Origin of the sequence: uncultured Marixanthomonas sp. (genome assembly GCF_963974425.1) — a bacterium.
Taxonomy (GTDB): Bacteria; Bacteroidota; Bacteroidia; order Flavobacteriales; family Flavobacteriaceae; genus Marixanthomonas.
In genome coordinates this window covers 65,771-88,055 of sequence record NZ_CAXBCK010000003.1, presented here as the reverse complement: position 1 = coordinate 88,055, position 22,285 = coordinate 65,771, and the positions used below count along the sequence as shown (strand labels likewise).

The following is a 22,285-nucleotide window of genomic DNA, read 5'->3' as shown; positions in this document are numbered from 1 at the left end:
CTCAAGGATTAACCTAGAAGGGCGTTTTTCTATCAAGGTGTGTCTTGCACTAAAAGCGTATCCACTTTCATCTTAATTTTTAACCAATCGAAAAGTGCTTGGTTTTTCTCTATCTTTTCTTTAGAAGAAACATTTTTCGCCCATGAAACATACACAACAGGTAAGGTATCGGTTTTGGTAAAATTAGTGGTAACCCTCCGTGAAAAAGAAAACTGCTCCATGTCTTTGTATACAGCTTTTACTTCTTTACTTAATTCTTCAAAAGGGATATCTTTCACTCGCAATTTTGCAATTTCGTTTTCTAGAAAGTCAATTCGGCTATTTTTATCATTTATCATCTGCTCATTCTTCACGTATAGGTCTTCTAAAATACCAGCTTTTACATCACTAGATAGTTTAGCTGCCAATTCCCCACTTTGATCAGTTCCTTGATAGATGCGCAAATTAGCGTCTTGCAACATTTCAACATTATCCATTTGTGACAACCACTCATTAATTGTAGGCTGTGGAACCGGCCGACCAATCAAATATATTTCAATGTTTTTAGTTTTATAATCTTGAGTAAATTTAACTACCTCTGCCCCCTCATACGTAATTATATCTTTTACAAATTCTTTTGTTTTATTTTCAAAAAGCTGTTGGTCTAGCAGTTTCACAAATAGAATAACACTAGGCACCATTACAATTAAAGCAATTAATGAAGCAATTTGTGCAATTCGTTTTCTGCGTTTTGAATTTGCATACCGAACTAAAGGAAAGCGCAATAATTTTGAAACTATAAACGTAGAAAGCGCTATAAAAACAGCGTTTATTGAAAAGAGGTATAATGCTCCTCCAGCATATTGAAAATTACCGATTGCCAATCCATATCCCACCGTACACAATGGTGGCATAAGTGCGGTAGCAATAGCAACACCAAAAATAACACTCGCAATAGTCCCGCTTTTTGTTTTAGCAACGATAAGCCCTAATCCACCAAAAATTGCCACCAAAACGTCAAGAATAGTAGGATATGTTCTCGCTAATAATTCTGGTGTTTCTTCGGTTAGTGGTGAAAGTTCAAAGTATAAATAAGCAGTTAATACACTTAAAAATACCATAATACCTAAATTTACAAGCGAACGGCGTAACGTTTCTACATCATTAATAGCAACTGAAAGCCCTATACCAACAATAGGACCCATTAATGGTGAAATTAACATCGCACCAATAACAACAGCTGTACTGCTCACATTCAACCCAATGGAAGCTACAAAAATAGAAAAGATAAGTATCCACGCCGTATGTCCTTTAAATGGAATATCCTTCTTAACGGCTTCAATAGTAGCATCTCGATCACTATCGGAACGAATATCGAACAACTCTTTGAAAAATTGTTTTATACTTCCCCAAGTATTCAGTTTTACCTGTTCAAACTGCTCATCGTTTGGTGTAACGTGAACGTCCTCGTTATTGTCCTTTTCGCTCATTTAGGTATATTTTTTTCCGAAGTTTTCTTTAACATCGGCAAGTAATGTTTTAATGTCTTGTTCTTTTTTCTTTGGATAAATAAGTAATACATCTTCTTTATCCACAATGATGTAGTCATTAATACCATCTACTACCACTAATTTTTTTGAAGCGGAGTAAATCATATTTCCATGGGCGTCTTTTACATGTGGAATAGCACGAACTACTGCATTTTCCTGATTATCTTTTTCCATTTTATCATGTAAAGCGCCCCAAGTCCCTAAGTCGTTCCAATCAAATGAAGCTTTTTTTACATACACGTTATCCGCCTTTTCCATAATGGCGTAATCAATGGATATGTTTTCAGCCTTTTCATAATTTTCGGCAATAAATTCTTTTTCTTCTGAAGTGTTATACGCTGGTATTCCTTCAGAAAACAAAGCATGCATAACTGGATTCTTTTCTTCAAAAGCTTCCGAGATACTTGCTACGCTCCATAAAAAGATTCCTGCATTCCACATAAAATTTCCTTCTGCTAAAAATTGTTTTGCGGTTTCGTAATCTGGCTTTTCACGAAATTGTTTCACTTTTTTGATAACTGAATTCTCTTTCTTTTCAGCTTCAATATATCCATAGCCTGTATTAGGAAATGTAGGTTTTATACCCAAAGTCATTAAGTAATCTTCCCGTTGGCATGCATCAAAACATATTTGAACGTCCTCTAAAAACGCATCTTCATCTTCAATCCAATGATCACTTGGTGCGACCAACATTAAAGCATTGGGGTTATCCTTTTTAATTTTTAAAGCAGAAAGTAAAATACACGGCGCTGTGTTACGCATAGCAGGCTCTAAAACCACCTGATTTTCTTCAATTTGGGGTAATTGTTTTAACGTTAGTTGTAAATAACGCTCATTAGTAAGTACTAAAATATTTTCTGAAGGAATCATTTTATTGAGCCTAGAAAACGTTTTTTGAAGCAACGTTTGTCCTGTGCCCAACATATCATGAAACTGTTTAGGAAAATCGGTTGTACTTACAGGCCAAAATCGCGAACCAATTCCGCCAGCCATAATTACTGCATAGTAATCCTTGTTCATTCTTTTTATTTTAAAAATTCCACTTCGGCATTTGGGTTAAACAAATACACTCTTCCGGTTGCCACTTCAAGGCATTCATACCGTTTTACACGTTTGTTTCCGCGTTTAAAAATTTTCCCATTATAAAGCCGAAAATGTGCCCCAAAAGGTATTTCAAATATATAATTTTTATCGTTTGGTGGGTCAAATTGTTTTAAAGCTATAGATAATTTTGTATCCGTATCACTACTGGCCTTCGGGTTTTTAAAATGATTAGCCAATAGTGGCAATAACTGATTAGGAAACACTTCTGGACGGATAAAAGGCAACATTAATTGCTGAAATGTCCGCTTCCACTCAACTCCGTGTGGTTTTATAGTCCTACCATATTTTTGAAAGGCGACCAAATGGGCAATCTCATGTACTAATGTGATTAAAAATCGATACGTATTAAGATTAGCGTTCACAGTAATTTGATGCTGTCCCGTCGGCATTTTTCGATAATCCCCATGCCTTGTTACGCGCTCATTCACAATTTTTAAGTGAACGTTATTTGTCTTTATTAATTCAAAAACTGGATGTACCGATGCTTTAGGTATGTATTTTTCAAGAACCTCTTGCATACATTACGGCGTTGAATTGGAAACCTGAAGGATTTTTCCGTTGTAATATTTGTTTCCAGTTATCGAGAAATCTACAATGTATTTAGCCATTTCTTTAGCTGAAAGTGGGGCTTTATAGCCTGGAAATGCTTCTTCTAACATTTCAGTTTGTACCGCTCCTAAAGCCAACGCATTAAACGAAGGTCCGTTTTCTTTATATTCTTCAGCTAAAACTTCAGTTAACGTCAATACCGCACCCTTACTACTGCTGTAAGCAGCAAGCCCAGGAAACTTCATACTCCCTTGAATACCGCCCATACTACTAATATTTACTACGTGGCTACTTTTTTTCATAAACGGAAGCACGGCTTGAGTAATGGCGGCCAATCCAAAAACATTTACCTCGTAGGCATCCTTAAAGTCTGCTTGGGAGAGCTTTTGAAAGGGCTTGTTTACAATGTACCCTGAATTATTAATCAGTATGTCAACGTGTTGCCATTTCTCTTTAATAAATTCAGAAACTTTTTCAATATCATTTGAGTCGGTAATATCACATGGAAAGCAATGACAGTTTGAAATATCCAATCCTGAGATAGGAACATCATTTCTAGATAATGCCAATACATTGTGGCCAGCATCGGCTAAGATGGGTACCATTTGATAGCCTATTCCCCTACTGGTACCTGTAACAATTATATTTTTCTTCTTCATAGTTTTAAATATAAACAAATCCCGCTGTCTTCTCAAGTGGAACACAGCGGGATTTACAATTCATTAAATATGTTGTATTTATACAAACATTGTAACCGGGTTCTCGATGTACTTTCTAACCGTTTCTAAAAATTTAGCACCTGTAGCACCATCAACGGTACGGTGATCACACGCTAAAGTAACAGTCATCGTGTTACCCACAGCAATCGCTCCGTTTTTAACCACTGGTTTTTGCACAATCGCTCCAACAGATAAAATAGCGGAGTTAGGTTGATTGATAATCGAAGTAAATTCTTTTATACCAAACATACCTAAGTTAGAAACTGTAAAGGTACTTCCCTGCATTTCGTCTGGGCTTATTTTCTTGTTTCGTGCTTTTCCGGCCAATTCTTTTACATTACCACCAATTTGAGAAAAGCTCATTTGGTCTGCAAACTTAAGCACAGGAACTAACAGTCCTTCATCTACTGCAACGGCAACACCAATGTGAATATGCTTGGCAATCTTTGTAGTATCGCCATTCCATTGTGTGTTTACCTGTGGATGTTTTCTTAAGGCCATCGCACATGCTTTAATAATCATATCGTTGTATGATATTTTCACATCTGGATCACTATTTATAGCAGTTCGCGCTGACATTGCGTTGTCCATGTCCAGCTCAACTGTTAAGTAATAATGTGGTGCTGTAAACTTAGATTCACCCAAACGTTTGGCAATCGTTTTACGCATTTGAGAGTTTTTAACCTCTTCAAACTCTTCTTGCCCAACAGGTGTGTATGTTTGTGCTCCAACTCCTGGTTGGTAATTTTCTATATCTTTTTTTACAATTCTTCCGTGGTCACCACTACCTTGAACTTGACTAAGATTTATCCCTTTTTCTTCTGCCAACTTTTTAGCTAACGGGGAAACGAAAATACGTCCACCGTCTTTGGTAGCCTGACCTGATTGTTTTTTATCTGAAGACTTTGATTTCCCTTCAGATTTGTCTTTAGATGCATCTTTAGAAGCTTTTTCCTTTTTGTCTTCAGACTTATCTTTAGAGGTTGAAGCATCGTCACTTTTCTTTTCTTTTTTCTTGTCTTTTGAAGAACCACCTCCTTTTTTGAAGTTTTTCATCACTTCGGAAACATCCGTTCCTTCTGGTCCAACGATAGCTAACAGAGCATCAACATTTGCGGTTTCACCTTCTTCAATGCCTATTTTAAGTAAGGTCCCAGAGTAGAACGACTCAAACTCCATCGTGGCTTTGTCGGTTTCAATTTCAGCTAAAATATCGCCTTCTTCAATAGAATCGCCTTCCTGCTTCAACCAAGTGGCAACCGTTCCTTCTTCCATGGTATCACTAAGACGTGGCATGGTAATTACCTCAACACCTTCTGGCACATCGGAATTACTAGAACTATCATCATCAGATTCATTCTCTTCTGAATCTTCTTCGTCCTTTTCTTGTGAATCTTTCTTTTCAGACTTTTTAGAATCGTCTTTATCTTCAGAACCTTCATCTTTTGAATTTTCATCATCTTCTTCCGAAGCATCATCAGAATCATCTTTAGAATCTCCACCTCCATTGATCAAATCGGAAATATCTTCGCCTTCTTCGCCAATAATAGCCAAAAGTTTATCTACCTCGGCTGTTTCACCTTCTTCAATACCAATATGCAATAAAGTCCCTTCGTAAAAGGATTCAAATTCCATCGTGGCCTTGTCGGTTTCAATTTCAGCTAAAATATCGCCTTCTTCTACTTTATCACCTTTGCTAACGAGCCACTTTGCTACGGTTCCTTCTTCCATAGTGTCGCTCAAGCGCGGCATGTTGATTACTTCTGCCATAGTCTATAATTTATGTGGTAAAAAAGGATAGTCTTCTTGTTCGTAGACTGTATCGTACATTACATTTTTATCTGGGTAGCCTGAATCTTCAGCAAATTTCTCGCATTCCTTAACACGATCCTTTACTTTTTTATTCACTTCTTTTATTTCATCTTCCGTAGCCCATTTTTCTTCGTAAATTTTATGTAATACATACGAAATTGGATCTTCCTCTTGCTTTTTCTTAACTTCTTCTTTAGTACGGTAATGTTGTGCATCACTCATTGAGTGCCCTCTGTATCGGTAGGTTCTAACTTCTAAAAAAGTAGGGCCATCACCGCGACGAGCACGGTCTATAGCTTCGTCCATCTCTTTGGCGATTACCTCAGGTTTCATACCATCAACAGGTTTACACGGCATCTCATAGCCTAAACCAAGTTTCCAAATATCAGTATGGTTTGCTGTACGTGCTACAGAAGTTCCCATTGCATATCCGTTATTTTCACAGATAAACACTACAGGTAATTTCCAAAGCATCGCCAAGTTAAATGCTTCGTGAAGTGATCCTTGTCGTACCGCTCCGTCACCCATATAAGTGAGGGTTACATTATCACGCTCAAAATATTTATCTGCAAAAGCAAGTCCGGCACCTAAAGGTATTTGCCCTCCTACAATCCCGTGACCACCATAAAAACGGTGTTCTTTAGAGAAAATGTGCATAGAACCACCTAACCCCTGAGAGGTTCCAGTTTTCTTTCCGTACAATTCGGCCATTACTTTTTTAGGATCTACTCCCATACCAATGGGTTGTACGTGGTTTCTGTATGCTGTTATCATACGGTCTTTTTTCAAGTCCATAGCGTGCAAAGCACCCGCTAAAACAGCTTCTTGTCCGTTGTAAAGGTGTAAGAAACCTCTAACTTTTTGTTTAATATAAACTTGAGCTAACTTGTCTTCAAACTTACGCCAGAAGAACATGTTTTCGTACCAGTCTAGATATATTTTCTTTGTAATTTTTTTCATTGGATTGCTATACTATTCCACATAGGGAAATTAAAACACGATTAACAAAAGTACTATATTCTGAAGTTTTACAAAACACAGAAACATTAAAATAGTACTAAATGTTACAGATAACTTTTATCAAATAATAATGGCAGTAAATCTGCAATGGAATTAGCTTTAGCAACTTTACCTGTTTCGCCCATAAAATAGATAGCAATAGGTGTTTCTTGTTTTATTTCGTATTCGGCAATGGCTTGACGGCATGCACCACACGGAGGAATAGGGTTTGTTACTTTATGTTGTAAAGACCGTGCTGTAATGGCCATGGTTTTTATTGAGCCACTAGGATAAGCTGCACCAGCCTGATAAATCGCTACACGTTCAGCACAAAGACCAGAAGGAAAAGCGGCATTTTCTTGATTGCTACCTATTATTATTTCTCCAGAATCTAACTCTAAAGCTGCGCCAACTCTAAAACGTGAATAAGGCGCATAAGCATCTTCACGTGCTTGTTGCGCCTTATTCATTAAGTTTTGAATCTCTTGAGGAAGTTCTGAAACAGAATCGTATACCTCAAGGTTTATTTCAATTGTATGTTTTTTCAAATTATACGATTAATATTCGTCATACTCGTCTCCGAAGTTGAAAGTAAGTCCAAAACGAAGTGTTCCTTCTAGTGGGCTTCTTACTTTTGAAGTTGAGAATAAATAAGAAATATCAATATTAATAGCAGTGTATTTAAATCCTGCTCCTAAAGAAAGGAATTTTCTAAATCCTTTGTCTTCACTTTCGTTGAAATATCCTAAACGGAATGCAAATACATCTTGGTACCAATACTCAGCTCCTAATGCCCACGTAAATTCTTTTAATTCTTCTGAAAAACCATCAGGCGCATCCCCGAAAGAAGAGAAAATACCACTAAAGAAACTTTCGTTGTAGTAATCATCTTCACGGTCTATAACACCATCGTCATTCGAGTCGCTTGGAGTTGGCACTAATAGTTTATTAACCTCTGCACTAACACCTATTTTATTGTATTCGTCTAAGATAAAGTCGAAACCACCACCTAATGCTAAGTTGGTTGGTAAATTGTTTTCTTGACCTGATTCATCATACTTAAGTTTAGGACCAATGTTTGAGAAATTGAAACCACCTCTCCAACGACCATCAAAATCGTCGTAAGGAATTTCTTCACTTTGGTAGTAACCCGCTACATCTACTGCAAAAGTATTAGCAGCATTCGCATCTGCAACCGATGTTTGTAATTTAAGATCGGAACGAATATACCTACCGGCAATACCCATAGAAAAACGATCACTTAAACGAAGTGAATATGAGACATCGAACATTAGTTCATTCGGCTTAACCAAAAGAGGCTGCTGGTCTGCCGTTTCTCTTAATTCAATTTCACCATTACTAAAGTAACGAAAACTAGCACCAACAGCACTACGTTCATTTAACCTATTGTAATAAGTTATGTTTCCTAAAAAGATATCATTTACCAATTTGCTTAAGTAAGGTGTATATGTCACCCCTATTCCTTGTTTAGAAATAGCAAAAGCATATTTAGCGGGGTTCCACTGCTGCGAAAAAGCATCAGCAGAAGTAGTTACACCTATATCTCCCATACCTGCTGAACGTGCATCACCAGATATAAGCAAGAAAGGAACACCTGTTGTAATTACCCGTTGTGTAGCTACATCTTCGTCCTGAGCGACAGCATTGTAGGATAATAAAACGATTAAAAAAGGTAAAAATATTTTCTTCATGAGGTTCTAATTTTGGTCAAATATATATTTATTTTTTAAAGGATAACTAGTTTTTCAAATTTTTCAGTTTGCTTATTGGTTAACGTAGATTTAACTGTAATCTTATATACATACACACCTTTTCCTATTTTATCTCCAAAATCATCCCTACCATCCCATACAATATCGCGAGAAAGGAAGCCATCGGTGTTGATAATTTGATTTTTAGTCCACACTACTTTTCCTGTTACAGTAAACACCTGAACCTGTACTTCTAAAGGCTCAAACGGGCGATTGTGATTAAACCAGAACTCGGTATAATTAACAAATGGATTTGGGTAGTTTAATACTTTAGTAATTTTCAATTCATCATCACCAGCCACAATAAACTGAATTTCAGATGTAGAAGAATTATTATATACATCCCAAGCTTTAAATGTTAAAGTATGCAGCCCTTTTTCAAGATCCCGCAATTGATAATTAGTGGTTCCTTTAGTGTAATCATCTTGTTCTGCTTGGTAATAATCGTTCACTACAATTGGATTAGACTCGTCTCCATCTAAAATTGCAATCATATCATGACCTATACCACTAGCTGTATTAATTCCGTTTTCATCTTCCAGTTTTGCAATGAGAATAGGAGAATCGTTTGTAACCCCTCCTGAGACAAAACTTTCATCATTCATGAATAAATTTACAGTCGGCCCTTGATTATCTTCTGGAGCATTTTCATTAATCCCACCTATCTGCACAGACAGATCCACCCCTGCTTGATCCTCTAAAGCATTGTCTTTTTCAGTATAAAAATTAATACGTCCGGTACCTACTGGTATTTGTATATCTCTAGGAACTACAAATTCAAATTCAAAATTACCATTTGCAACGGTTGCTTTTCCATTAAATAGGCTTTCACCCAAAGTGGTAAAGTCTAAAACAAAGTTCTGGTTATCATTATCAAGAGTTTGTCTTTGTACTCGTTTGTCAAAAACTTTTGCAGAAAGCACGCCATTGTAGCTTGTAAGCACATTTCCGTTTTCATCGGTCACCTCACCGCCCATTTTTACTTTACTTAAAGCTTGCAATACATCTGGTGATTGATTTATTGGAACATCATTAATAGTAGTTAACCGTACATTTTTCTTAGGAAAAGCTAATCGCATAGCAGGATCTCCAATATAAAAAACTACACGGCGAAGATTACTACTTATATCGTTTTTGGCAATTCGCAATGCTTCTGCAGGAGTTTCGGGCACATTCAAACCATATCCAAATAAATGGGGTGCTAGTTTTTCATTAAATTCAACACCTAAGAATAGCCCAATAGAACGGGTTGTGCTAACCAATGATATAGCCCCACCTTCTTTGTTCCAATAAGTTAGTTCCCCTGCTGTTATGCGTTGAGGATTATCAAATTTTGTAAATTGACATGTTATAGTAACAATACAAGGATATCTACTTTTATTTTTAAATTCTTTGGCCATTTCTTGAGTATAAATGGATTCGTGCGCCAAACCGCCTTCACCTCCGTGACCAAAATAGTTTACAATTAAAGCCCCAACTTCAATATTATTTTTTATATCTTCATTAACTTGTGGGTATCGATTACCCCCTGAAGAAGTTTGTTGTTGATATGCATCGATATGGATTTTCTTCACATTAATAAACGGCTTTTCTGCTGAAATTTGATCACCTAGTGAATCCAGTTCAATTTCAAGGTCCTCTTCTCCAGATTTATCTACATCGTCTGAGATTAGCATAAAGTTATTTCGCCAGTTCCCGTATGATTCTTTAGAAGAATACGCTATTATTTTATCGACCAAAATATTAGCTAAACTAACCTCATCTGCTAAAATTCTACCTACTGCAACATCAAGTCTATCAATGTCAGAAAGAGTTTTACCCGAGGCGCTTAATGTTTTTCCTCCTATAGTGCCTTCGTTCTCCCCTAAATTTCCAAAGAAATCATCACTCATAAAAGAAGTTACATCGCTAACACTTGAAAGGGTATGAAAAGTTGGCACAACATTATTATTACCCGATAATCTATCTTTGTAATCTACCGAAGTATCTCCAAAAAGACAAAGGTATTTTATACGGTTGTCCGAAGAAGAAGCATTATTGTATATATACCGAACAAAATTTCTGATAGCTCCAATATCTTGTTTCCCAGAACTAAACTCTTCGTAAATTTTATCGGTTGTAACCACCTTCACGTTAAGACCATATAAGTTTTTGTTGTGGTTAGCAAGACGAAGTGCAGGTTGCAATAAAAAAGGCGCTGTTACCATCAAATAATCCACATCTTGAAAGGCACCAGACTCACCTTTAAACACTGAGCCCTTTAAGTTTTGATTAAACACCCTTGGCTGGTTTATTTTTATAGGTGTATAATAATCATTTGCATGCACAGCCACATACTTTCGTGCTGTTCCTAATACTGCCTTAAAAGCAATATTAGATGCATTATCATCGTTTTGTTTTACCGAAATAGAACCCGGATTGGTAATATCCCAAATTTCGTTTATCTGCGCTGCATTGCTTATTTGGTATTCCGCTATTCCACTTGAATTAGAAGCTTGTTTATATGTAAAGGTAAGTTGTTTATCGGTAATAGCTAGTTGCCGGGTTGCTTCTACACTTACATAATCTAAATAACCAACACTAGATGGATTTCCTGCATTATTATACGAAAGGTCCACAGTAACTGTTTCTCCTGCAACCGGTATTTCTCCTTGAGCTTCACTTATTTCTCTAACAGATAAAACTAGACTTTCACCTGTGAGTGCGCTAAAAGTTAAGGGGTTTAAGCTGGTTCCATTTATTGAAACGGCCAGCGAAGTAGCTGTTTCCGAAACAGCACCTGCTCTAACAGCTACCTGCATAGTTGTTGAAGGAACTATATTTGGGAAAGTAAACTCATAGGTTTGTTCACTTTCAAAATCAAAACGGTTGCCAAACCAGCGTCTCCCTACCTTTCCAGGAGAATATTCATCGACTTCATGAAATTGATACGCCTGGAATGTTGTAATAGTAGTAGTAGGAGCTCCAGATGGCTCTATCATTGCTTGTACTCGTTTTCCAGGACCGTTATTAGCAGTAATATAATAATAAGAATCGTCGCTATATGGATTTAAATTAGTTTGGTTTTCAGGATCATACCCTTTAGTGCTTGTTCCATAAAAAAGAATATAGTCACCATTATCAAAGGAACCATCTTCACCACCAACTACTTTTATAGATGTTTCTGGTAGATCAAACTCATTATTTAATGAGTTAAGTAAAGGTAATGGCTTACCACCATGACCGTAAATTTGTATGTTTTGAGGATTTAAATTATTGGTATTTATGCCTAAATCTTCCAAAAAAGATTTATCAATACGATGTATACCATTTTCCTCTACTTTAAATTTAAACCAATCACCAGTTGACAATACTGAATTGGCTATAGGCATTATAAAATTACCTGTTCTATTTTGTACTTTCTTTTTATAAGAAACTGAAAACGATTGTACCTTTCGCAGCACCCCATTAACCATCACAACTGGTGATATTGAAACCGAAGTGTAAATTATATCCCGTGCCATACTACTATGAATAGAGTAAGTAAGCTGTTCTGGGACAAGTTTTTTATTAATTTTTTGAAGTTCTTGGGCTGTTAATGTTCCATAGGACACATTGGATATTTCAATAGAATTTTCATCGGCAAAACCTGTGTCTTTCCATTGATTTTGGTAAACCAATTGACTCTCATTAATAGTAAGCCTAAGATGATCAAAGCCATTACTTTTTGAGATGTTTTTTTTGTTTATGACAGAAACAGGCGTTACTGCTTTTGAAGAATCATCACCCCACTGTATGGTAATATTCTTGGTTTGCGCCAACAATAAAAACGGCAGTAAAACAAGTAGAATAAGAAGTATTGTTTTTTTCATCATAATCAATAACGCATCAAATATACACTTAGTATGGTTTTCTTTTTAAAGTTTTTGTATTTTACATTATACGTAATAATAATAAAAAAACTACGTTTGTACTCAAGTTAGTAGGCAGAATCCCAAAAAACTAACGAATCAATAATAATAAAATATTATTGGTATTAGCGCGTTAATTATTATATTGCAAACCCAATTTTATTCATAAATCTAACTATGAACATAAACAAAACCTTAGCATTACGTCTTTTTATAGCACTGATTACAACTGGCTTACTCATTAGCTGTAACAACTCTAGAGACTATAAAGACAGCTCTCGTGCAACTGGTTGGAAGATGAACGCCAAAGAAGGCGGTTTTAAATACAACCCCAAAGCCAAAGAACAAGAAACCGGTCCCGGTCTAATTTTTATTGAAGGAGGCACCTTTACCATGGGTAGAGTACAAGATGACCCTATGCACGACTGGAACAACACTCCTAATCAGCAGCACGTCCAATCCTTTTATATGGACGAAACTGAAGTTACCAACCTCATGTACCTTGAGTATTTAGATTGGTTAAAAAGTGTTTTTCCCCCTTCTGATGAAAACTACCGTCAAATTTATGAAGGCGCTTTACCAGACACCTTAGTATGGAGAAACCGATTAGGATACAACGAAGTTATGACCAACAATTACTTACGTCATCCCGCGTATGCAAACTATCCAGTAGTAGGGGTTAGTTGGATTCAAGCTGTGGAATTCAGTAAATGGAGAACAGACCGTGTGAACGAATTTATACTGGAAGAAGAAGGTTATACTGCAAGAGGAGCTCGTTATGATGTTGAACCAGGTGAAACTTTCAGCACACAAACATATCTTAATGCACCAACTGCAACCTACGGAGGTAAAGATTCTATCACTAGAGGAGGAAACCAATCAGAGCGTTTATTACAAAGAAATGAAGATAGCACCAATCTATATGTACAACGCAAAGATGGATTATTACTTCCTGGATATCGTTTACCTACCGAAGCTGAATGGGAATATGCCGCTCTTGGGTTAGTAGGACTTAGAAATTATAACGTCTACAGAGGTAGAAAAAAATACCCTTGGGATGGTCAATATACACGCTCTAATAAAAGAAGGAGCCGTGGTGATCAATTAGCCAATTTTAAACAAGGCGATGGAGATTATGGTGGAATTGCAGGATGGAGTGATGATGGTGCCGATATAACTGCTGAAGTTAAATCGTACGAAGCAAATGATTTTGGCTTATATGACATGGCAGGTAACGTTGCCGAATGGGTTGCCGATGTATACCGCCCAATAGTTGACGATGAATTTAATGATTTTAACTATTATCGTGGAAATGTGTATACCAAAAATGCAATAGGCGAAGACGGAAAAGTTAAAATCGTTACATCAGACTCTATTGTATACGATACATTAAGTAACGGAAGAATTATTGCTAGAAATCTACCTGGTGAAATTTTACAAGTACCTGTAGGCGAGGAAGAAACATACCAACGAACTAACTTTTCGGAAAGTGACAACCGTGACTTCAGAGATGGAGACAAACGATCTTCTCGAAGATACCAATCTTTTGCCGACGAGTTTAGCACTGATGGTGAAAACGAAGAGGACCGTATGTATAATTCCCCTAAAAACAGAGTACTTACCGACAGCACTGGTCAAGTTGACATGCAATATGACCAATCTAATAGACGTACTACCTTGATAGATAATGAAGTAAGAGTATACAAAGGAGGCTCATGGCGAGATAGAGATTATTGGTTAGACCCTGCTCAAAGACGCTATTTCCCTCAAGATATGGCAACCGATTATATAGGCTTTAGATGTGCGATGTCCCGTGTAGGCTCAAAATCTAAAAAAGGGAAACGACCTAGAAATTAAAAATTCTTATATAAATATAAAAAAGCCCTGAACTATAATTCAGGGCTTTTTTATATTTATGCGTTTACAAATTCAATTTTTTTTTAACTTGCCCTTGAATAAGATTTAATTTCCCCTATGAAAAAAAAATTTACAGAACTCCATATTACTTTTGTTTTTAGCTTTGTTATGCACAAACTGTAGTAATTCTAGGGATTACAATAAAAGCTCCCGTGCTACTGGATGGAGTGCTTTTGGACGGCAAGATGGTTCCAAAGTAAGCGGAAAAATTCAAGTTAAAGAACAGGAAACTGGTCCCGGCTTGGTTTTTATAGAAGGAGGAACTTTTACTATGGGCCGCGTTCAAGATGACCCGATGCGTGACTGGAATAATACACCCAATCAACAGCACGTACAATCGTTTTATATGGATGAGACAGAAGTAACCAATCTCATGTATCTAGAATATCTGGATTGGCTAAAAAAAGTATTCCCTCCAGAAAAAGAAAGTTTTAGAAAAATCTATGAAGGTGCATTACCAGACACCCTAGTTTGGAGATCCAGATTAGGATATAACGAGGTAATGGCTAATCAATATTTACGGCACCCAGCTTTTGCCGAATACCCTGTAGTTGGTGTTAGCTGGATTCAAGCGGTTGAATTTTCAAAATGGCGCACAGACAGAGTCAATGAGCTTATATTAGAAGAAGAAGGTTTTATTCAAGAGAATATTCGGTATAACAGCACGCCAAGTTCTGTGTTTACTACCGAGACGTATTTAAAAGCGCCAACACTTACCTATGGTGGTAATGATAGTATAACCTCAGCAAGTAAACGCTCTCAAAAAATAGCACAACAAGGTGACAGCACACAAATATTTGCAAGAAGAAAAGATGGAATTTTGCTCCCCTCCTACCGCCTCCCTACTGAAGCAGAATGGGAATACGCAGCGCTTGGTCTTGTAGAAATACGAAATAAAAACACCTATAAAGGAAGAAAAAAATATCCTTGGAGCGGTCAATATACTCGATCATTAAAACGTAAAAATCGAGGAGATCAACTCGCAAATTTTAAACAAGGTGATGGTGACTATGGTGGCATAGCTGGGTGGAGCGATGACGGCGCTGATGTTACGGCTCAAGTCAAATCATATAAATCAAATGATTATGGGCTTTACGATATGGCTGGAAATGTTGCCGAATGGGTAGCCGATGTATATCGCCCTATAATTGATGATGAATACAATGACTTTAATTATTACCGTGGAAATGTCTACACAAAAAACAAATTAGATGAGAATAGAAATGTACAGGTAATCACTCCTGAAACAATTGAATATGATACACTTCCAAACGGTAAAATAGTTGCCACAAAATACCCTGGAGAATTAGTAACAGTTCCTGTAGACAAAAAAGAGACTCACCTTCGTATTAACTTTTCAAAAAGCGACAATAGAGATTATAGGGACGGCGACAAACTTTCATTACGATACAACCCTGCTTTTTCCGATACGGATTCTAAAGGTAATGAAAGAAGGATGTATAACTCCCCTATTTACAAAATGGAAGTTACAGATGATGGGGCTATTAAACCAGAATACGATAATTCCTCACAAAGAAGAACATTGATAGACGATGAAGTACGAGTTTATAAGGGAGGCTCTTGGAAAGACCGTGATTATTGGCTAGACCCAGCACAGCGTAGATACTTACCACAATATATGGCCACTAACTATATTGGTTTTCGATGTGCCATGTCACGAGTAGGTTCTAAGTTCAAAAAGAAAAATAAACGAAATACCCATTAATATTTACTTAAAAAAAGTACCGTTTTTCAGCTTTCACAAATGCTTTTAGTACTTTTATTTTTATGGATATTGAAAAGCTTCATCAAGAATTTTTAGACAGTAGTGGTATTTGCACCGATACTCGAAAAATCACAAAAAATTGTCTTTTTATAGCGCTTAAGGGTGACAACTTCAATGGAAACACCTTTGCAAAAGAAGCTCTAAAAAGAGGAGCGTATAAAGTTGTCATTGATGAAAATGAACATCAAAGTAACCAAACTATTTTGGTTGAAAATTGCTTGAAAGCCCTTCAGCAATTAGCTGCTTTTCATAGAAAACATCTTAATTTACTCATACTATCTTTAACTGGAAGCAATGGCAAAACAACTACCAAAGAGCTAATAAACGTAGTTCTTTCAACAAAATTTAAGACGGTTGCCACTAAGGGCAATTTAAACAACCATATTGGGGTACCACTCACCTTATTGTCGATGACTTCGGAAACTGAATTTGGCATTGTTGAAATGGGTGCCAATCACTTGCACGAAATAGAAAACCTTTGTGAAATTGCCCAACCCGATTACGGCTATATTACCAATTTTGGGAAAGCACATTTAGAAGGCTTCGGAAGTCTAGAAGGTGTCGTAAAAGGCAAGTCTGAATTGTATAATTATCTAGAAAACCATTCAAAAACGGTTTTTGTAAATGGAAATGACACCAAACAATTGGAACTAACTAAAAAAATGGATCGAGTTGTTTTTAACGACACTACCATTCAACTGATAGATGCTTCCAATGAAGTAAAAGTTAAATTTCGAAATACCGAAATACAAAGTAAGCTTGTTGGGCTGTATAACTACGCTAATATAGCAGCAGCTATTGCTATTGGCGATTATTTTAATATTTCAGAAAAACAAATTAAAACAGCTATTGAAAGCTATATTCCGCAAAACAATCGTTCCCAGCGCATTGAAAAATCAGGCCACACTATACTTTTAGATGCTTATAACGCCAACCCAACCAGTATGATGGCAGCTTTGGAAAACTTTAAACAAGCTAAAGGAGACCGTAAAGTTTTAATCCTCGGTGATATGTTTGAGGTGGGAACGGAAACTGAAAAAGAACACCAACTCATTGTTGATTATTTAGAAAATAATCCTTTGGGCAACGCTTATTTAGTGGGTAGTAATTTTAATAAAACAAAAGATCAAGGCAATCATATTTATACCTTTAAAAGTTTTGATGACTTTAAAAAACAGTTCAGCACTGAAGTGTTTGAGAATTGTTTCTTCTTAATAAAAGGATCTAGAGGAATGGCGCTTGAACGAGTTCTGGATTTGCTTTAAAGTTAAAACACCCTAGTAAGTGGGGCATACTGGATTCGAACCAGTGACTTCCACGTTGTCGACGTGACACTCTGAACCAACTGAGTTAATGCCCCTTTATATCTATAAAACTACTATTTATTTTATCTTTTTTAGCGGTTTTTTCTTGATCATTCCACCTTTTGCATCTTTAACCGATGCCATAATAATAAATGCTTCGTGATCCACTTTATCAATTTCAGTTTTAAGCTTCGACATCTCTAAACGTGTAATCACCGTATAAACAACATTTGTATCTTTAAGGGGTTCTCCCTCTTTGGCAAATCCATTTTGAGCTTTATAAATCGTGCAGCCCCGCCCTAAATTGTTTACAATCGTTTTCCGTATTTCCTCATTATGTTCAGAAATTATAGTTACGCCCATAAATTCTTCCACCCCATCAATAACAAAATCTACAGTTTTTGATGCAGCAAAATAGGTTAATATTGCATATAGCGCAATTTCAACAGAAAGAAAATAAGCGGCTGTTAAAAAAATAAGAACATTGAAAATTAAAATCACATTTCCTACGGTCATACTGGTTTTTCGACTTATATAAATAGCTAAAACCTCGGTTCCGTCAATAATAGCACCGCCGCGAATAGCCATCCCAATACCTAAGCCCAAAAAGAAACCCCCAAAAGTCGCTATTAAAATACTGTCTTCTGTAATGGTGGGAATAGGGATAAAATAAAGTGAGAGTGATAAAAACAAAATACCCAATACACTTTTAATCGCAAACCGTTTACTAATAGCAAAATACCCTAAAATTAAAAATGGTAAGTTGATACAGAAAATTAGAATAGGCAATTGAATACCTGTCAATTCACGTACAATTAAAGAAATACCCGTAACCCCACCATCTATAAACGAATTAGGCAATAGAAACCCCTCTAAGCCAAATGTGGCAGATAATACGCCTAGTATTAAATAAACAAAATCTGAAATTTCATGCTTTATCTCAACCTCGAGGTTCTCCGCTCTTTTTTGAATTTGTTTTTCGGTAGGTCTTGTCTCTTGGTTCTTTTGACGCCTTTTTACGCTCTCGACTATTATGTTTCGTATAATTGGGTTCACAAGCAAATAAATTTATTGAACTAAGATAAACAACCTAACATAAGTTGCCTTTCTTTCTAAGTGAATATTTTAAAACTCCTATAAAATAAAAAAACCCGATGAAAAACTTCATCGGGTTTTGCTGGTGGGCGCGAAGGGATTCGAACCCCTGACCCCTTGGGTGTAAACCAAGTGCTCTGAACCAACTGAGCTACGCGCCCTTGCTGTTAGCGGTTGCAAATATAAGCTACTTTTTAATTCCCACAAACAAAAAATTAAAAAAAATGAAATTATAATTTATCTTATTTGTCACAGACTGTTTTTCAAGTTTATAAAGTTACGTTAAACCTATAATCTACCCACCAAGTTTACGTTTATTTGCTAAAGACACACATTATATGAAAAGAGATACCCTTAAAAAAATAAGCAACTTTATTTTAAAAGCTACTTTGCTCATAGCTGGAGGGATTAGTATTTTTATAATAAGCGTCCGCCTTGGTGTATGGGGCTCCATCCCAAACATGAAAGAAGTACAAGAACTCTCTCAATATGAAGCCTCTGAAATTTATGATGTAAACAATCAGCTTATCGGCAAGTTCTACCTTTCTAATAGGCAGCCTATTCCTTATTCTCAAATTCCACAGCACACTATTAATTCCTTACTTGCTACGGAAGACGTTCGGTTTTATGACCATAATGGAATTGACACAAAAAGTCTGTTCAGGGTATTTTTTAAAACTATTTTAATGCAAGATGCATCTAGTGGTGGCGGTAGCACCATAACCCAACAATTAGCTAAAAACCTCTTCAAAAGAAAGGATTATGGCCTTTTAACGCTTCCAGTAGTAAAGACGAAAGAAATGGTCGTCGCCCGGCGGTTAGAGAAAAACTACAGTAAACAAGAAATACTAGAACTCTATTTTAATACCGTTCCGTTTAGTGGAAACACCTACGGAATTGAAAGTGCCGCCCTTAAATATTTCAACAAAAGAACGTCAGATCTAACTCCCACAGAAGCCGCAACTTTAATCGGGACCTTAAAAGCAACGTACACCTACGATCCTAATAGATTTCCTGAACGGAATACAGAAAGAAGGAATATTGTTTTGCACCAAATGCACAAATACGGCTTTTTAACGGATACTGAATATAAAAAAAACATTCAGGACTCGTTACAATTAGATTACGGACAATACGATGAGCAACATGGCCTTGCGCCCTATTTTAGAGAAGAATTGCGTAACAAGATGCTCGCTTGGTGTAAAGAAAATACAACAAAAGATGCCCCCTATAATTTATACACTAGCGGACTTAAAATATACACAACATTAGACAAAAACCTTCAACAATATGCCGAAGAAGCCATAAAAGAGCATCTCAACAAGCTTCAAAAAACATTTGAAAAGGAATATGGAGAAAGTGCGCCTTGGCTTACTAATAAAGCCTTAGTTACTTCAGTACTGAGAAACACTAAAGCTTATAAAAAATTAAAAGCCAAAGACCTTTCAGAAAAGGTAATTCTCGATTCGCTGAGCGTAAAAAGAAACATGTGGTTATATGATGTTGACGGAAAAAAAGAAGTTGCAGCCAGTACAATTGATAGTGTACAACATTACTTAAAATTTCTAAATGCCGGAATGCTTTCCATAAACCCGCAATCAGGAGCTGTAAAATCTTGGGTAGGAGGGGTAGATTTTGAGCATTTTAAATACGATCACGTTAAAAAAAGTAAGCGGCAGGTAGGCTCAACATTTAAACCCATCGTTTACACCACCGCTCTCGAACAAGGTGTAAAACCGTGTGATTATTTTTCAGCACGTGAGGTGGAATATGAAAACATGGAAGGTTGGAGCCCTTCAAACTCGGGAGATGTTGATGAAGAATATCTCAATTACAGCTTACAAACTGCATTAACCAAATCGATTAATACGGTTTCAGTAAAAGTTCTGGAAGAAGCTGGAATTGAAAACACCATCGTACTTTCCGAAAAACTTGGCATTACCTCAACCTTACCAAAAGTACCTTCGTTGGCATTGGGAACTGCCGAACTTTCTGTTTCCGAAATGGCCGGAGCATATGCAGCATATGTAAACGACAGTAAACCTGTTTCCCCCTATTACTTATTGAAAGTGGAAAATAAAAAAGGTGAAATATTAGAAGAATTTAAACAGAAAGACACCTTACAACCCGCATTTTCTGAACCCACCCGACAAATTATGGTTGAAATGATGCAGTCGGTAGTAAATAATGGAACAGCCAGCCGTATGCGACATACATATGGCTTACGAAACGATATCGCTGGAAAAACAGGAACCACACAATCTAACAAAGATGCTTGGTTTGTTTCGGTAATGCCAAAATTGGTAACAGTAACTTGGGTGGGCAATGATAATCACCGTATTGGTTTTAAAACTACTCGAACGGGACAAGGTGCAAATGCTGCATTGCCAATTGCGGCCAAATTGCTTCAGAAAATGAACAAGGATACTACGTTTAATGCAATTACTGAAGCGCGATTTAATAGCCCGAGTGCTACCGTTTCCGAAATGCTGGACTGCGAACCCACCAAACGCGATGGATTTTTCAAACGATTGTTTACCAACCCTGATAAAAAGAAAAAAACAACTTTTAAAACGAAGAAGAATTAAACCACTTCGGCTACGGTAAAAGTACTTCCGCCTATGTAAATTAAATCGTTTTCTGAGGCGTTTTCCAATGCAGAAGCATATGCTTTGTTTATAGAATTGAATGTCATCCCTGTCAGTTCAAATTCTTTTGTTGTTTTTGCTAAAATAGAAGCTTCCAATCCTCTAGGAACATCTGGTTTGCAGAAATAGTACGTAGCTTGTGTAGGGAATAGTGGTAAAATACTATCTAAATCTTTATCGTTTACAACTCCTAATACAATATGTAAATCTTCATAAGGTTCTTCTTGCACTTGCTGAAGCACTAATTCTAACCCTTCTTTATTATGAGCCGTATCGCAAATAACCCTAGGACTTTCTTGTAACGTTTGATACCGCCCTTGCAAACCGGTATTTTTAACTGTATTCAATAGTCCGTTGCGGATGTGTTCTTCAGAAATGTGCCAACAATTCTTCTGTAGCAATTTTAAAGCACAGACAGCTGTCTTTTTATTCTTTTTTTGATACACCCCTTTTAAATCACTTTCATACCCTGAAATGGTTTCCATTTCAGCAAAGGTGATAGACGCATTTTTTTCTGAAGCTATTTTCTGAAAAACTTTTTTAGTGTCTGGGACTGTTTCCCCAATGACAACTGGAATGTTCGGTTTTATAATACCCGCTTTTTCCGAAGCTATTTCAGTATATGTAGTTCCTAAAAAAGCCGTATGGTCAAAACCAATATTTGTAATCACTGAAACTTCTGGAGTGATGATATTGGTGCTGTCCAGCCTTCCTCCTAACCCTACTTCAATAACAGCAATATCCACTGTTTGGTTACTGAAATAATGAAATGCCAAGCCTACTGTCATTTCAAAAAAAGACAGCTTATTTTCTTCTAAAAAGGATTGGTTGTTTTTTACAAAAGAAATGACTTCTTCTTCAGAAATCATCTGTCCGTTAACCTTGATACGTTCCCTGAAATCTTTTAAGTGTGGCGATGTATACAATCCAACTTTGTATCCGGCTTCTTGTAAAACAGAGGCCAACATATGACTCACAGACCCTTTTCCGTTAGTGCCAGCAACGTGAATACTTTTAAAATTTTGTTCGGGATTACTAAGATGTTTTGAAAGCTTCAACGTGTTAGATAAATCTTTTTTAAAAGCTGTTTTACCTACGCGTTGGTACATAGGCAACTGCTTAAATAACCACGCTATGGTTTCTGGATAGTTAATATTGTAA

At 36.6% G+C, this 22,285-nt stretch carries 14 protein-coding genes, 2 tRNA genes and 1 pseudogene; 4 read left to right on the top strand and 13 right to left on the bottom strand.

Annotation, left to right across the window (positions count from 1 at the left end):
* Positions 1-32 precede the first annotated feature (32 nt).
* The 9 genes from AACZ92_RS01520 to porU form a co-directional block, all read right to left on the bottom strand.
* On the bottom strand, positions 33-1,469 hold the full coding sequence (locus tag AACZ92_RS01520; RefSeq protein WP_339696190.1) for a DUF389 domain-containing protein: 1,437 nt from the start codon (positions 1,467-1,469) through the stop codon (positions 33-35).
* On the bottom strand, positions 1,470-2,549 hold the full coding sequence (locus AACZ92_RS01515) for a mannose-1-phosphate guanylyltransferase (protein ID WP_339696187.1): 1,080 nt from the start codon (positions 2,547-2,549) through the stop codon (positions 1,470-1,472).
* A 5-nt stretch (positions 2,550-2,554) separates the two neighbouring features.
* Entirely contained in the window at positions 2,555-3,151 is a 597-nt protein-coding gene (locus AACZ92_RS01510; protein ID WP_339696184.1) for a SprT-like domain-containing protein, read from the bottom strand.
* A gap of 3 nt (positions 3,152-3,154) precedes the next feature.
* Positions 3,155-3,841 carry an SDR family oxidoreductase gene (locus AACZ92_RS01505; RefSeq protein WP_339696181.1) on the bottom strand — a complete coding sequence of 229 codons (687 nt, stop codon included), beginning with the start codon at positions 3,839-3,841 and terminating at the stop codon, positions 3,155-3,157.
* A gap of 78 nt (positions 3,842-3,919) precedes the next feature.
* Entirely contained in the window at positions 3,920-5,671 is a 1,752-nt protein-coding gene (locus tag AACZ92_RS01500; RefSeq protein WP_339696178.1) for a pyruvate dehydrogenase complex dihydrolipoamide acetyltransferase, read from the bottom strand.
* A gap of 3 nt (positions 5,672-5,674) precedes the next feature.
* Positions 5,675-6,673 carry a pyruvate dehydrogenase (acetyl-transferring) E1 component subunit alpha gene (gene pdhA / locus AACZ92_RS01495; RefSeq protein ID WP_339696175.1) on the bottom strand — a complete coding sequence of 333 codons (999 nt, stop codon included), beginning with the start codon at positions 6,671-6,673 and terminating at the stop codon, positions 5,675-5,677.
* Positions 6,674-6,777: 104 nt separating this feature from the next.
* A complete protein-coding gene (gene cdd, locus AACZ92_RS01490; protein WP_339696172.1) occupies positions 6,778-7,260 on the bottom strand; it encodes a cytidine deaminase in 483 nt (160 codons plus the stop codon).
* Between the two features lie 9 nt (positions 7,261-7,269).
* On the bottom strand, positions 7,270-8,424 hold the full coding sequence (porV, locus tag AACZ92_RS01485; protein WP_339696169.1) for a type IX secretion system outer membrane channel protein PorV: 1,155 nt from the start codon (positions 8,422-8,424) through the stop codon (positions 7,270-7,272).
* Positions 8,425-8,459: 35 nt separating this feature from the next.
* A complete protein-coding gene (porU, locus tag AACZ92_RS01480) occupies positions 8,460-12,338 on the bottom strand; it encodes a type IX secretion system sortase PorU (protein ID WP_339696166.1) in 3,879 nt (1,292 codons plus the stop codon).
* 213 nt (positions 12,339-12,551) lie between these two features.
* Between porU and gldJ (AACZ92_RS01475) the strand changes: the two genes are divergently transcribed.
* The 3 genes and pseudogenes from gldJ (AACZ92_RS01475) (at position 12,552) to murF (ending at position 17,342) form a co-directional block, all read left to right on the top strand.
* Complete coding sequence (gene gldJ / locus AACZ92_RS01475; RefSeq protein WP_339696163.1) at positions 12,552-14,231, top strand: gliding motility lipoprotein GldJ; 1,680 nt, start codon at positions 12,552-12,554, stop codon at positions 14,229-14,231.
* Between the two features lie 139 nt (positions 14,232-14,370).
* Positions 14,371-16,017: pseudogene (gldJ, locus tag AACZ92_RS01470) on the top strand (gliding motility lipoprotein GldJ); the annotation flags it as partial.
* A 62-nt stretch (positions 16,018-16,079) separates the two neighbouring features.
* A complete protein-coding gene (gene murF, locus AACZ92_RS01465; protein ID WP_339696160.1) occupies positions 16,080-17,342 on the top strand; it encodes a UDP-N-acetylmuramoyl-tripeptide--D-alanyl-D-alanine ligase in 1,263 nt (420 codons plus the stop codon).
* Positions 17,343-17,362: 20 nt separating this feature from the next.
* On the opposite strand, the gene AACZ92_RS01460 is transcribed toward murF, so the two are convergent.
* From AACZ92_RS01460 to AACZ92_RS01450, 3 genes are all read right to left on the bottom strand, one after another.
* A tRNA-Val gene (locus tag AACZ92_RS01460) sits at positions 17,363-17,437 on the bottom strand.
* Positions 17,438-17,459: 22 nt separating this feature from the next.
* A complete protein-coding gene (locus AACZ92_RS01455) occupies positions 17,460-18,437 on the bottom strand; it encodes a YitT family protein (protein ID WP_339696157.1) in 978 nt (325 codons plus the stop codon).
* Between the two features lie 122 nt (positions 18,438-18,559).
* A tRNA-Val gene (locus AACZ92_RS01450) sits at positions 18,560-18,637 on the bottom strand.
* Between the two features lie 177 nt (positions 18,638-18,814).
* On the opposite strand from AACZ92_RS01450, the gene AACZ92_RS01445 reads away from it, so the two are divergent.
* A complete protein-coding gene (locus AACZ92_RS01445) occupies positions 18,815-21,064 on the top strand; it encodes a transglycosylase domain-containing protein (protein ID WP_339696154.1) in 2,250 nt (749 codons plus the stop codon).
* On the opposite strand, the gene AACZ92_RS01440 is transcribed toward AACZ92_RS01445, so the two are convergent.
* A complete protein-coding gene (locus AACZ92_RS01440) occupies positions 21,061-22,278 on the bottom strand; it encodes a folylpolyglutamate synthase/dihydrofolate synthase family protein (RefSeq protein ID WP_339696226.1) in 1,218 nt (405 codons plus the stop codon). The genes AACZ92_RS01445 and AACZ92_RS01440 overlap by 4 nt on opposite strands.
* Positions 22,279-22,285: the final 7 nt, after the last annotated feature.

Coding starts and splice junctions, on each gene's coding strand:
- pdhA (WP_339696175.1), bottom strand. CDS start 6,673: ATGAAAAAAATTACAAAGAAAATATATCTAGACTGGTACGAAAACATG.
- AACZ92_RS01500 (WP_339696178.1), bottom strand. CDS start 5,671: ATGGCAGAAGTAATCAACATGCCGCGCTTGAGCGACACTATGGAAGAA.
- AACZ92_RS01505 (WP_339696181.1), bottom strand. CDS start 3,841: ATGAAGAAGAAAAATATAATTGTTACAGGTACCAGTAGGGGAATAGGC.
- porU (WP_339696166.1), bottom strand. CDS start 12,338: ATGATGAAAAAAACAATACTTCTTATTCTACTTGTTTTACTGCCGTTT.
- AACZ92_RS01445 (WP_339696154.1), top strand. CDS start 18,815: ATGAAAAGAGATACCCTTAAAAAAATAAGCAACTTTATTTTAAAAGCT.
- AACZ92_RS01510 (WP_339696184.1), bottom strand. CDS start 3,151: ATGCAAGAGGTTCTTGAAAAATACATACCTAAAGCATCGGTACATCCA.
- AACZ92_RS01520 (WP_339696190.1), bottom strand. CDS start 1,469: ATGAGCGAAAAGGACAATAACGAGGACGTTCACGTTACACCAAACGAT.
- gldJ (WP_339696163.1), top strand. CDS start 12,552: ATGAACATAAACAAAACCTTAGCATTACGTCTTTTTATAGCACTGATT.
- porV (WP_339696169.1), bottom strand. CDS start 8,424: ATGAAGAAAATATTTTTACCTTTTTTAATCGTTTTATTATCCTACAAT.
- murF (WP_339696160.1), top strand. CDS start 16,080: ATGGATATTGAAAAGCTTCATCAAGAATTTTTAGACAGTAGTGGTATT.
- AACZ92_RS01515 (WP_339696187.1), bottom strand. CDS start 2,549: ATGAACAAGGATTACTATGCAGTAATTATGGCTGGCGGAATTGGTTCG.